Genomic DNA, 12,448 nt, shown 5'->3' on the forward strand with positions numbered 1-12,448 from the left:
TTAGCGTCTCGCTAAGACCTTTCATCATATGCGCTATTTCTGCCATGGAAACACAGAGACCACGGAATGGAATACTTAAAACATAATTACTGGGATAGATCCTGAAATAAATTCAGGATGACGATTCTTTACGGGATAATATGGCCATCATTAGAGGAGGATTATTTATAGTGTTTAAAACAACTTCAACTGCTTGTCTCCCGGTGGCTTTTCTTTCCCAAAAATTGTTCTGCCACCATATTTCCAGCTTTCAGCACGTTCTTTTTGAATTACCTTTTCAAAATCCATATTCGGAACAAAGTCTTTTTCTGCATTACGGGCAATTTGATGTAATGATTTAATGGCTTGTTGCTTATCAGTGTTTCCAATCTTCGCTTTTTCAATTGCTTTTTGTAAAACATTTATCGTTTCATCATAAACGTTTACGGGAACAGGGAAGGGATGCCCATCTTTGCCACCATGCGCAAAAGAATAACGGGCGGGATCGGTAAACCGTGAAGGCGTACCGTAAATCACCTCACTCACTAAAGCCATAGATTGTAAGGTTCTTGGTCCCATGCCTTCGAGTAATAATAATTCTTCAAAATCGCTGGGTTGCTTTTCCTGGGCCAGCCACAAAATACTTCCCAAACGTTTTAAATCTACATCTTTAGATTTTACCTCATGATGATCGGGCATTACCAGCTTTTGTATTTCACTGAGCATCCGTGTTGGCGATTCAGCCGTCATACTCATCATGCTCTGCCTTGCCTGATCAGCATCATTAGCCGTTAGGTTCAGGATTTTACCTTGATTAATACCGCAAATACCTGTATGTGGTTCTTCCACAAAAGATTTTAAGTTTTCAGAATGCCAGTGGTATCTTCTTGCTGTTGAGCTGCTATCGCTCATGCCTTGTTGTACCACTGCCCAATCGCCTTCGCTGCTTAAAATAAAACTATGAAGGTACAATTGAAAACCATCCTGAATGGCAGTATTGTCTACTTTTGCACTAAGTTTACTTGCCCGAACCAATTCGGTTCCATTTAACCCCGTTTTATCAGCAATTTTTAAAAGTTCATTTGGCGTTTCTCTGCTGTGTTTTCCTTTGCCACCACAAATGTAAATCCCCAACTCTTTTGATAAGGGATTAATTGATTTCTTCAAAGCACCCATAACTGATGTGGTAATTCCGGAAGAATGCCAATCCATCCCCATTACCGCACCTAAACTCTGAAACCAAAAAGGACTGCTTAAACGACGGATTACTTCTGCTTTACCATACTCCAGTAATATAGCTTCCGTTATAGCTAAACCAAGTGTAGCCATACGCTGAGCCAGCCATGGCGGCACATGGCCATAATGTAAGGGTAAATCTGCGCTTCCTGATCTTTTCAATGCTAACAAAATTAGTAAATATTTTTAAAATTGAACGCTTTTATTTGTCATTCTGAATGCAATGAAGAATCTTTAAAGAAGTCGGATTGCAGGTTAGGGTATTTATTCAGTTAAATCTGTATTAGCATTTCGTCACCGAATTATAGGAAGCAGGGCTTAATTCACTTAACTTCTTATACCAAGTAACCATGATCATTTCTGAAAAGGTTTTGGGGGCTATGTTTCATAGGCCAGAGATTCTTCACTATGTTACCATTGACAGCCCCAATAGAAAAATCGTCATTGCGAGGAACGAAGCAATCTTAATGCGCACGCTAGTAGCGATCGTTGTAAGATTGCTTCGTCGGCTGAAAAAGCCTTCTCGCAATGACGATGCCTCTTGGCCTTTCAATTTGCTGAATTATCTGTCATTCCTATTGATTTTATCCAATAAATTATCCCTCAGAATGACAGTTTAAAACGATTCATGATATTTTTTGTTACTTTGAGAAACAATAATCCTAGCGAAGACTCATTCATAAATGCGGAAATTCTTACAACGTTTACTCAGTGCCTGGATTATCCGTATGTCGAATAGATTTGGTTCAAGGCCTAACCGTAAACGTATCCATGAAGCTTTAAATAAACTTTACAGAAACATTAATACAGCACCAGGGAAACGGGGACTTATTTTTGAAATTGCTGATACAGATAAATTTATCATTTTATCAGATCAGCATAAGGGTGCCCGTGATTATGCTGATGATTTCACTTTAGCAGAAAAGAATTACCTGAAAGCGCTCGAATATTATAACCAGCAAGATTTCCATTATATAAATCTGGGCGATAGCGAGGAACTTTGGGAGAATTTGCTGGAATCTGTGATTAAACACAATCAGGCTACTTTCGAAGCAGAAAAAGCCTTTATTTCAAAAAAGCGATTCACTAAGATATTTGGTAACCATGATTTATATTGGGATAATGATCCTTTAGCCGGATTTAACCTCAATAGAATTTATGGAACTAAAATCCGTATTTACGAAGGGGCTATTTTAAGGTTGCCAGTAGGAGAAAGTAAACTTGATATTTTTTTGACTCACGGACACCAGGGAGATTTACAGAGTGATGGGAACTGGTTTAGCAAGTGGTTTGTGAGTACCATTTGGGCACCACTACAGTCGTACCTTCAAATTAATCCCAATACGCCTGCCTACGACAATCAGCTTAAAACGGTGCATAATACATTGATGTACAACTGGATAATGACAAAAAAGAACATGGCTTTAATTACCGGACATACACATCAGCCTGTTTTTGCATCTTTAACACATCTGGAACGGATTTATGTAAAATTAAACAAAGCGAAAAAGGAAAAGAATGCTGTTGATCTTGCTTTTTTAAACACAGAGCTTCATAAACGGATAAAAGAAGGGGATGAAGCACCAAGCTTCGGTAAATACAAACCAGGTTACTTTAATAGCGGATGTTGCTGTTTTAGTGATGGCGATATAACGGGTATTGAAATTGAAAACGGCCTTATAAGATTAATAAAATGGTCATACCATAGAAATGCCATTCCTGAAAGAATTTTGCTCGAAGAAATGAAACTCAGCGAATTATCAGATTCAAACCTATTTAATGGGTAATGTTACGTAAAAAGTTGTACCCAGGTCTTTTCCATCGCTTTCTACCCATAACTTTCCTTTATGGATATCCACTAATGCATTTGCGGTAATCAGCCCTAATCCGTAAGTGTTTTCCTGATTGGTGCTTACCGGACTCAACCGGGCGAATTTCATAAAAACTTTCTCCAGATCTTCTTCAGTCAGGCCCACGCCATTGTCTTTTATCGCAATCGTTACCGCATTTTCAGCTATTTGATGGGTGATGTAAATCTCTTTTCCTACTGGTGAAAACTTGATGGCATTGTTAAGTAATTCACTAAAAACCGTTGCTAATTTATCAGGATCAGCAAAAATTTCAACGGGTTCGTTAATATCAATTAAAACGGTTTGATCTTTAAGCTTAAGGGATAAATTGAGTGCAAGTTTTACCTGTTCTAATATTGCTTTTATATCTACTTTATCTTTCTTCGGCTTAAATGAGTTACCTTCTTTCCGGGCAGCGCTTAAAATGCCATTCAAATTATCAATCATTCTTTTCGATTGTGCATTAATCTTACCTGCAATTAATGCAGCTTTATCATCAATACCCGGCATGCGTCCAAGCAATTCAGATTGAAGTGAAATGGTGGTCATCGGGTTTTTAAGATCATGAACAAGCACGTGTAAACGGTCATCGTATGCTCTTAAAGCTTTTCTAACTGCAATTCTGGACTCCAGTTTTTCCATCACCATATCCGCTAAGTTACTCAGCATTTTTAGCTGCTGCGCTTCGGCTGTTTTAAATTTAGTATCGGCAACGTAAATCAGGCCAAGAGGATAACCTTCCGGCGACATGAGGGGAGCAGAGGCAAAAAAAGTAAATGCATCATTTTTTAAAGGTAAGCCGATGGCTGATCCCATCTGAGCTTTCATAAAAATGTCCTCCTCTGTCTCGAAACCGATACCTGCAGTCGGAACATCAAATATTTCAGCAGCCAATTGTGCGATCTGATCAAAAGCACTTTCTGCAGGCGTGCTTACAATTTCGTAGTATTTTAATTTTTCTAAACGTAAGGTTTCGTCTGATGGAATCATGTTATCTGCTTTAAAAGGGAGAATAATTAAAGGTAAAAATTATGTGCAAATACTGTAAATAATATAAACAATTAAGTCGTAACTTCCGTTATTATAGCGTTGGATGACATCAGTGGAAAACGTTAAAATTACAATAAAACAGCTAAAATAATGAGATTATACATAGAACGTAAACCTGTTAAGGTTAACCCAGATACTAAAAGAGTTATTGCACGTTTTTTTTTTAATGGAGAGGAGAGAGCATTAGAAGTAATCAGGAAGGTTTTAGAGTTTTCAGATGAAAAAGTATTTTCGCTGATATCGCCTATATTACAGGAATATTCTAAAAGACACCGGAATATTACCAAAATCCTGACCCGGCACTGTAAAAAGTTAAAAAAACAATTTGCAGCATTAGGCACCGAATTTGAAGATATTGATGAATACACCAGATTGCTGATTGGTGCTTACTTTACGCACGAATATTCAATAGAATCTGCTGCTTTTTTTAATCCCAGTATTGTTGATGATCCTGATCAAACCGATTTAGTGGATGGTGAAAAGAGAGTAATTATTAGCTTTAGGGCCGTAGGTGAGGGACATATTTCTTCGATTGTTTTCCGCCGTGCTTTAATTGATAAAAACAATAATATCCAGGTTTTGCCGGTAGGGAATTATGTTGATGAAGCCGAGGTAGTAAAAAATGCGATTTACGTTAAAAAACTGTTCCTGAAAAAAGCGGCTTATGCGCAGATCGATCCTTCTGTATTAGAAGAAATTGAATCAAAACTGGATGACAAATTTGAATATACCAGTTTGAGCAATATCATCAAAGATTCTAAAAGCTTATACAAAGATAATCCTTCCCGTTTAATCGAATACGATAAAGTACTTTGGTTATCAGATACCTATCACACCATCACTTTCTCGAAAGATACAGACATATCTGATCGTGTAATTTTTCCTATTTCAGAATTTGAACGTAAAGGGATTGAGGATGCACGTTTCGTAAAATTTATTAAAGATGATGGAAAAGTGCTGTACTATGCCACGTATACAGCTTTTGATGGTTCTTTAATCATCCCCAAACTGGTACAAACTGAAGATTTTTATGAATTTAAAGTGATTCCACTTTATGGCGATGGTGCACAAAACAAAAACCTGGCCTTATTTCCAAGAAAAATTAAAGGAAAATATGTAATGATGAGCCGGATAGATGGCTGGAATAATTACCTGATGTTTTCGGACAAGGTTAATGTTTGGGAAAACCCAATCCTGTTAAAACAGCCACGTTACGATTGGGAGCTGGTACAGATTGGCAATTGTGGTTCTCCGATAGAAACAGAAAAAGGATGGATTGTAATTACGCATGGGGTAGGTCCAATGCGCAGGTACTGCATTGGTGTAAGTTTACTGGATCTTGAAGACCCAAGTATAGAAATAGGCCATTTAAAAGAACCACTGATTATTCCTAATAATGATGAACGTGAAGGTTATGTGCCTAACGTGGTATATTCCTGCGGATCGATTATCAGCAACGGTGAACTGATTATTCCTTACGGATTGTCTGATTATAGTTCTTCTTTTGCAACGGTAAATTTAGAGCTGCTGTTGAATAAATTGTTGGAGAATAATGATAAATAATTAACGATATTTCTCATTACAACGAGGCAATGAATTTAATATCATTAAACCTCGCAGGTTTAAAAAAACTGCGAGGTTTTGATAGCATAAGTTCCTTTCCATGGTCTGTGAGTACACAGACCGAGGGTAGTGGTGAATCTAAAATCCTAAGAACCACATACCAAATTTAAATAAACCTGATAGAACGGAAAGCCCGGAGCGATGAGTGAGGACTTGAAGAGATAGCAGGACTGCTGTAACCGAAGCGTACCAAACCCTGATCTTCAAAATAATATTGACCACCTGAGTCATCTGAGCCCATTTAAGGATGACCTGGCTTTTACTACAAAAAAAGGCTGATTCGTTTCTGAACCAGCCTTAATATTTCCAGGACAGATTTATCTCTAGCTGCATTTATCTGCTTCCACTAAGGGGGAAGACAAGGTTTCATATTCTGCTTCTGCTGCTTTAAGAATAGCCAAATGTGAAATAAAATAGGCCAATGTACTTTCCGCACCTTGATTCCTGTTTACACTGTTAAATTGTAGACCATCTGCACAACCATGTGTTTCAAAATCGTACAAAGGAATGTGTAAGCTATTTTTTCCTAAAAACCACTCATAGCTGATATGCATTAAACTCAAATATTGATCATCTTTAGTCACCTCAAAGGTTTTAGCGTACAGTAAAACCATTGCCATTGTTTCTATAGCCTGTTGATCGTAAATTGGATTTTTACCATGTTTTTTCATCCATCCGGCATTGCCCACAGGATTTAGATATCCATTTTCGAAAGAAAAGCTATTCAAAAATTCGATACTTTCCATGGCAATTTTATAAGATTCAGTATTCCCGGTAACTTCATAATGATGAAGTAATGCCAAAGGAAGTATTGCATTATCATAGGTTAGAATATCTTCGAACCAATGCCAGTCGCCATCTTTATTGTCATTATATGATGCCATCAATGAATTGGCCAGCAAATTGATTTCTTTTGTAATTAACTCATCACCAGGATGAGCACACAGGTAATAGGATAAACCAATAATGGTATTTGCTTTTCCACGGAGGTATTTTAATTCCCTGAAATGTGGAATAGCATGCGAAAATAATTCTCTGCCGAATTCACGGTAAGAATTGTTGGGTGCACTGCAAACTAAATAGCCCAATGACCAAATGGTCCGGCCAAAAGAATCTTCAGAGCCTATTTCATCCAGATAATTGCGGTTAAAACTCAGGAAATTCCTGAAATTTCCATCATCCGTTTGCATATATTGAATGAAACTAAGATAAACGGGCATCAATTTTAAAGCTTTAGGATTTTTATCCTGCCCGATAGCCATTAACGCCATAATCAAAGCTCTGGCATTGTCGTCAATACAATAGCCTTCCTTCAAATTTGGAATACCAAAACGGGCATGCTGAATTATTCCGGTATCATCTGTTAACAATGAAATATGGTTTAAATTGAGCACTGGCATACTTTCAATATCAATAATAGGAGGAGTAACTCTTTCTGGTTTTTTTCCTGCGGTCAAAGCCTGGGTTAATACGTTAAGATAAACACTCCCAATAGCAGGCCAGCGCAGTTTCAATCCATATTCGTAAGCATTTTGCTTCAGTTTCTGATATTTATCTTGATCACTTAAAAGTTCGTTTACAATGGTTGCCAATTGTACATCATTCTTAAAGTCAAATAATTTCCCTCTGTTATCGGCTAAAAGCTCCTGCGCATGCCAATATGGGGTAGAAACTACTGCCGCACCAGCGCCTACCGCATAAGATAAGGTACCGCTGGTAATTTGGGCTTCATTTAAATAAGGCGTAATATATAAATAACAGGCCGTTAAATATTGATGCAATTCTTCTTCAGATACAAATTTATTGACGAAAGCAATATTGTTTTCAACCCCTAAATCTTTCGCCAATGCTTTTAAACTATCTCGATATTCTTCACCATTATGTTTTACCACACCAGGATGGGTATTGCCCAAAATCACATATAAAACATCAGGATGTTGCACTACAATGCTGGGTAATGCTTTAATCACCGTTTCTAAACCTTTATTCCTGCTAATTAAACCAAATGTAAAAAGCACTTTTCGATTTTTAAAAAGTTCACTTTGTGCAATTTCGTTATTAGGTAGAGGTTCCAGATCTGGAACACCATGCTCTATTAATTTGATAGAAGCCTTAGGGATTTGGTAAATACTGGTTAAAAATAAGACTGCTTTTTTGCTCATCACCACTATTTTAGACGATTTAACCGCAATCTCTTTAATAATGGTCTGCTGCATAAAATTAGGTTCTTTTAAAACCGTATGCAAAATGGTAATGAATGGTTTTTTTAATCTGTTAATTAAAGACAATAAGAATACACCGCTGTTGCCACCATATATACCAAATTCATGTTCAATGATACAGCTATCTACATCACTGTTATTGATAAAATCTGCAGCATCAATATAATCTTTTTGATTTTGTTGACGGATGACAAATTTTACTTCGTTTGGGTAATTGTGTTCATTAACATCATCCGATTCATTTAAGGCAACAACAAAACTTTTTTGTGGATTGTAAGCAGGATTTAAACTTAATGCGTTAACCAAATTCTGATTAAATGTTGCTAAACCACATTCGCGCGGAGGATAGGTTGAAATATAGGCGATTTTCATATGTATTTCAGATAGGGTTGATACTTAAATAACATTGCATTATCTAAATAGTTTGTGATTTCCTCAATTTACGCTTAATAAACCCAAAACAATCTGTTTTAGGAGCTTGTTAGTAAGTAAATATTAAGCTATGAGATCAATATGGAAAGGTTCGATTGGGTTTGGTTTGGTAAATATCCCGATTAAGTTGTTTTCAGGAGTCCAGAATAGTAATCTTGATTTAGATATGCTCGATGAACGTGATCAGGCAAAGATTAAATTTCTAAGAGTGAATGAAAATACACATAAAGAGGTGCCCTATGAGAAGATAGTTAAGGGCTATTTTTTAAAAGACAGGTATATTGTGTTAGATAAGCACGATTTTGAAGAGGCTGCACCTGAAAAAACTAAAATTATAGAACTGGAGAATTTTGTTGATATAAAGGATATTAATCCTATTTATTACGAAACTTCTTATTATACCGAGCCTGAAAAGCAGGGCAAAAAAGCTTATGGATTATTACTAAAGGCATTAGAGAAATCGGGCAAAGCTGGTGTCGCCAGGTTTGTATTAAGGAACACAGAAAACCTTTGTGTAATCCATCCTATGGAACATGTAATTGTTATTACAAAAATCAGATTTGAACAGGAAATCAGGAGCCTGTCAGAAATTAATAAGGTTGATGATGTTACCATTACCAAAAAAGAAATGGATGTAGGACTGGCTTTGATCAAACAATATAGCTCAAAATTCGACTTGAGTACATTTAAAGATGATTACAGTAGTGAATTATTAAAAATTATCAAAGCAAAAGCTAAAGGAAAACGAGCTACAGTGAAAAAGATGAAACCGCAAAAAGCTTCAAGCGATGATCTATATGATCAATTGATGCAGAGTTTGGGTTCGAATAAAGGAGCTTAATTAGTTTGGAAGCGACCAAAGCATCATTTGCTTATAGCTAAAAATTTTAACCACAGATATTAAGGATGGACACAGATAAAAATCCGTGTTTATCTGTGTCCATCTGTGGTTAAAGAACGCTTATTTAAAAGCAGTTTTTAACTGATCAGCAGCATAAGCCTGTGCCGCTTTTGCTTCGGGTACAAGCAAAGCCATACCAAAGAACTCATGCGTAACGCCCTCATAATTCTTTGTATCCACCTTAACGCCTGCAGCTTTTAGTTTATTGGCTAACATGATGCCATCATCGTGCAAAGGATCTATTTCTGCAGTAATAATGGTTGTTGATGGAAGGCCTTTTAAATTGGCATTTATCAAAGATATTTTAGGATCTTGCGCTTCAATCATCGTGTTTAGGTATTGTTCATTAAACCAGCTCATCATTGCTTTGTTTAACGGTTTTGCATTCTGATACATTTTATAAGATTCAGTATTGATATCGGCCTGAGCAATAGGATAGATCAAAACCTCGTGTACAGGAAGCATAATATGTTTGTCTCTGGCCATAATAGATACGTTTGCCGCTAAATTACCACCTGCACTTTCGCCAACAACTGCAATTTTTGCCGGATCGGCTTTTAAGTCTACTGCGTTTTTCACAGCCCATTCATAAGCAGTAAAAGCATCATTGTGCGCGGTAGGGAATTTATTTTCGGGGGCTAAGCGATAAGCTACAGAAACTACAATTGCACCAACCTGCTCTGCCAAAGCCTGTGCAGATGCGTTATAAACATCTAAATTGGCAATTACGAAACCACCACCGTGATAATAAACAATGAGTGGATATGGTCCGTTTCCTTCCTTTGGGGTGTAAATACGCAAATGGATTTTGCCACCAGTAACATCAATATCTTTACCCATGGTATCTACCTTAGGCGCCGGCACCGTAATATTATTCTGTTTTATTAAATCCATTACGGCATCCGTTGGTGTATGGTTTTTGCGCGCATCAGCAGTGCTTAAAGTTTCTAAAGGTTTATCTCCGTAACTACTTAGTTTTTCTATAACCACCTGCATTTCCGGCTTTATTGTTTTCCCCCATTCAGGGGCAGGACCGGCAGGTTTTAATGCTGCAGCCAGTGTTGAATCAGTCGTAGTCGAATCTGTAACGGTTGTATTTTTTATTCCACCCGTACAGGAAGAAAGTAAAACAGCCAGCCCACAAGCAAGCGTAAAAGATTTTAAGAAATTTATCTCCATAGGATTGTTTATTTATAAATATTGTTTCTATAACAGTATCAGCATGATAGTGTTTGGGTTACGACACAACTTTCAGAATTTATTTAAATAGCAAACATCTTGGTGAATTATGGTGTTCTTAAATAAAAGAAATTTTATGCTAACTGAAATAACAGGACTACCAGATCATATTTTTGGTGTAAGAGCTACCGGAGAAGTGACGAGCGATGATGTAAAGAGTGTTTTATTAACTGGCTTGCAAAGAACCGCTAAGCGATTTAATGAAATCAGGTATTTGCTTGTGTTAGAAACTGACGTGAAAAATTTCACGGCTGGTGCATGGGTAGAAGATGTTAAAGCTGGCTTGCAAAATTTTGCCAAATGGAAAAAAATTGCTGTAGTAAGTGCGGAAAAAGGAGTGGAGTGGTTTACTGATATTTTTACAGTAGTTACGCCGGGCAAGTCTAAAGGCTTTAAACCAGAAGAAATAGAAGAAGCAAAAGCCTGGCTCAACGCCGAAGATTAATTATTAAAGAACAGAATATGAAAAATGCTAAAACAGCGGCAGAAAGTAGCAAGGCTACTGCACCGAAAAATACAAAAGCTAAAGGAGCTGAGGAAAAAGTAACATCAGCCAAAGATGCAAAGAAAGTAGATATAACTAAAGACAAGCTAGTTAAGTAATAATGAGATACAAGAGAATATTAATATGAAGATTGATGCCGGTAATGTTGACCTTTTTTATGATAAAGCCTACGATTGGATAATTGATAAAGGGCCATCTGTAATTTTAGGTATTGTGTTGCTTATTTTAGGCTTGTGGTTAATTAAGTTACTGGGAAAATGGATGCAGGGTGGTATGCACCGCAAAGATATAAATCCATCATTGCGACCTTTTCTAACGAGCTTAATACTGATTACCTTAAGAATTTTATTAGTACTTACGGTAATGCAGATTATTGGCATTCAGCTTACTTTTTTAACCGTACTTATAGGTGGTATCGGAGTTGCGGCAGGTTTAGCTTTATCAGGTACCCTGCAAAATTTTGCCAGTGGAGTATTGATTTTACTATTAAAACCTTTTGTTGTAGGGGATAATATTATTGCACAAGGCCAGGAAGGAACAGTAACCTCAATCCAGATATTTTACACCATAGTTAAAACCTTTGATAATAGAACAGTAGTTATTCCAAATAGTAAATTATCAAATGAAGTGATTATCAATATTAGCAGAGAGGGGATTAGAAGATTGGATATTGAAATTAAATTTAGTTATGGGATCGATTATGAAAAAGTTGTTTCTATTTTCAATAAAACTGTAGATGAATTTAGTCCTTGTTTAAAAACACCCGAACGAAGAATAGGCGTGTCTGCTTTAGAAGATAGTGGTTATAGAGCAAATATAAATGTTTGGGTCAATGCACACGGATTTACTGATACTAAATTCTCTTTTCTGGAAGTATTAATGAAAAACCTAAAACTTGGGGGAATAAAGTTACCTGGTATGCCTGAGTAAAAGCTTATTTTCTCAGTAAAGCATAAATCTTATCCATCAATTCGTCAATGTTAAAAGGCTTGGCCATAAAATCATCTGCTTCTATACCATCTAATGAATAGTTGTTTGCATTATAACGGGCAGAAATCATTAATACAGGAATATGATTTGTAGTATCAGTCTCTTTTAATTCTTTTAAAAGTACCCTTCCATCAACATCAGGGAGCATAATATCCATAATTATTACATCCGGATTAAATTCCTGAACATGATTGATAAAGTTAGCACCTTTGTTTAGCCCATCAACATTAAAAGCTTCGCTTTCCAAAATAAGAGTTATAACATCAAGGATCGCATGGTTATCTTCAATAACCAAAATATTTTTCTTTGCCAAGTTTGAATGATTTTTTTAAATTCAAACAAATATATAATAAAAAACAAATCTCAAATCCGAATTTATCAAATTATAGACATTCTAAAATATACGCTTTATATTTGTTAA

General features: G+C 36.4%; 11 protein-coding genes. 6 read left to right on the forward strand and 5 right to left on the reverse strand.

Annotated elements, in window-relative coordinates; translation table 11 throughout:
* Window positions 1-174: 174 nt before the first annotated feature.
* Window positions 175-1,377, reverse strand: coding sequence for a DUF763 domain-containing protein (locus tag IM793_RS20405; RefSeq protein WP_193424561.1), 1,203 nt, complete (start codon window positions 1,375-1,377; stop codon window positions 175-177).
* 521 nt (window positions 1,378-1,898) lie between these two features.
* Between IM793_RS20405 and IM793_RS20410 the strand changes: the two genes are divergently transcribed.
* The gene (locus tag IM793_RS20410; RefSeq protein WP_193424563.1) at window positions 1,899-3,002 is read left to right on the forward strand and encodes a metallophosphoesterase; all 1,104 of its coding nucleotides are present in this window, start codon (window positions 1,899-1,901) and stop codon (window positions 3,000-3,002) included.
* Here the strand turns inward: IM793_RS20410 and IM793_RS20415 are convergent.
* Window positions 2,988-4,055, reverse strand: coding sequence for a sensor histidine kinase KdpD (locus tag IM793_RS20415; protein WP_193424565.1), 1,068 nt, complete (start codon window positions 4,053-4,055; stop codon window positions 2,988-2,990). The two genes, IM793_RS20410 and IM793_RS20415, sit on opposite strands and share 15 nt — an antisense overlap.
* A gap of 150 nt (window positions 4,056-4,205) precedes the next feature.
* Here IM793_RS20415 and IM793_RS20420 point away from each other — a divergent pair, with 150 nt between their 5' ends.
* Window positions 4,206-5,678, forward strand: a complete 1,473-nt coding sequence (locus IM793_RS20420) for a glycoside hydrolase family 130 protein (RefSeq protein WP_193424567.1) — start codon at window positions 4,206-4,208, stop codon at window positions 5,676-5,678.
* Between the two features lie 383 nt (window positions 5,679-6,061).
* On the opposite strand, the gene IM793_RS20425 is transcribed toward IM793_RS20420, so the two are convergent.
* Window positions 6,062-8,332 carry a glycosyltransferase family 4 protein gene (locus IM793_RS20425; protein ID WP_193424569.1) on the reverse strand — a complete coding sequence of 757 codons (2,271 nt, stop codon included), beginning with the start codon at window positions 8,330-8,332 and terminating at the stop codon, window positions 6,062-6,064.
* Window positions 8,333-8,462: 130 nt separating this feature from the next.
* Here IM793_RS20425 and IM793_RS20430 point away from each other — a divergent pair, with 130 nt between their 5' ends.
* Window positions 8,463-9,233, forward strand: a complete 771-nt coding sequence (locus IM793_RS20430) for a Ku protein (RefSeq protein WP_193424571.1) — start codon at window positions 8,463-8,465, stop codon at window positions 9,231-9,233.
* 120 nt (window positions 9,234-9,353) lie between these two features.
* On the opposite strand, the gene IM793_RS20435 is transcribed toward IM793_RS20430, so the two are convergent.
* Entirely contained in the window at window positions 9,354-10,472 is a 1,119-nt protein-coding gene (locus IM793_RS20435; RefSeq protein WP_193424573.1) for an alpha/beta hydrolase, read from the reverse strand.
* 136 nt (window positions 10,473-10,608) lie between these two features.
* Between IM793_RS20435 and IM793_RS20440 the strand changes: the two genes are divergently transcribed.
* From IM793_RS20440 to IM793_RS20450, 3 genes are read left to right on the forward strand one after another with little or no spacing between them, the layout of a single operon-like run.
* On the forward strand, window positions 10,609-10,977 hold the full coding sequence (locus tag IM793_RS20440; RefSeq protein ID WP_193424575.1) for an STAS/SEC14 domain-containing protein: 369 nt from the start codon (window positions 10,609-10,611) through the stop codon (window positions 10,975-10,977).
* Window positions 10,978-10,994: 17 nt separating this feature from the next.
* Entirely contained in the window at window positions 10,995-11,135 is a 141-nt protein-coding gene (locus IM793_RS20445) for a hypothetical protein (protein ID WP_193424577.1), read from the forward strand.
* A 25-nt stretch (window positions 11,136-11,160) separates the two neighbouring features.
* Window positions 11,161-11,967: a mechanosensitive ion channel family protein gene (locus IM793_RS20450; protein WP_193424580.1), complete on the forward strand. Its 807-nt coding sequence runs from the start codon at window positions 11,161-11,163 to the stop codon at window positions 11,965-11,967.
* A gap of 4 nt (window positions 11,968-11,971) precedes the next feature.
* On the opposite strand, the gene IM793_RS20455 is transcribed toward IM793_RS20450, so the two are convergent.
* A complete protein-coding gene (locus IM793_RS20455; RefSeq protein WP_193424582.1) occupies window positions 11,972-12,340 on the reverse strand; it encodes a response regulator transcription factor in 369 nt (122 codons plus the stop codon).
* Window positions 12,341-12,448: the final 108 nt, after the last annotated feature.

The organism is Pedobacter sp. MR2016-19, from assembly GCF_014947265.1.
Classification (GTDB): domain Bacteria; phylum Bacteroidota; class Bacteroidia; order Sphingobacteriales; family Sphingobacteriaceae; genus Pedobacter.

Excerpts from the sequence above, each read along its gene's own strand:
- IM793_RS20425 (WP_193424569.1), bottom strand. The coding sequence starts at position 8,332 with ATGAAAATCGCCTATATTTCAACCTATCCTCCGCGCGAATGTGGTTTA.
- IM793_RS20420 (WP_193424567.1), top strand. The coding sequence starts at position 4,206 with ATGAGATTATACATAGAACGTAAACCTGTTAAGGTTAACCCAGATACT.
- IM793_RS20430 (WP_193424571.1), top strand. The coding sequence starts at position 8,463 with ATGAGATCAATATGGAAAGGTTCGATTGGGTTTGGTTTGGTAAATATC.
- IM793_RS20450 (WP_193424580.1), top strand. The coding sequence starts at position 11,161 with ATGAAGATTGATGCCGGTAATGTTGACCTTTTTTATGATAAAGCCTAC.
- IM793_RS20435 (WP_193424573.1), bottom strand. The coding sequence starts at position 10,472 with ATGGAGATAAATTTCTTAAAATCTTTTACGCTTGCTTGTGGGCTGGCT.
- IM793_RS20410 (WP_193424563.1), top strand. The coding sequence starts at position 1,899 with ATGCGGAAATTCTTACAACGTTTACTCAGTGCCTGGATTATCCGTATG.
- IM793_RS20415 (WP_193424565.1), bottom strand. The coding sequence starts at position 4,055 with ATGATTCCATCAGACGAAACCTTACGTTTAGAAAAATTAAAATACTAC.
- IM793_RS20440 (WP_193424575.1), top strand. The coding sequence starts at position 10,609 with ATGCTAACTGAAATAACAGGACTACCAGATCATATTTTTGGTGTAAGA.
- IM793_RS20445 (WP_193424577.1), top strand. The coding sequence starts at position 10,995 with ATGAAAAATGCTAAAACAGCGGCAGAAAGTAGCAAGGCTACTGCACCG.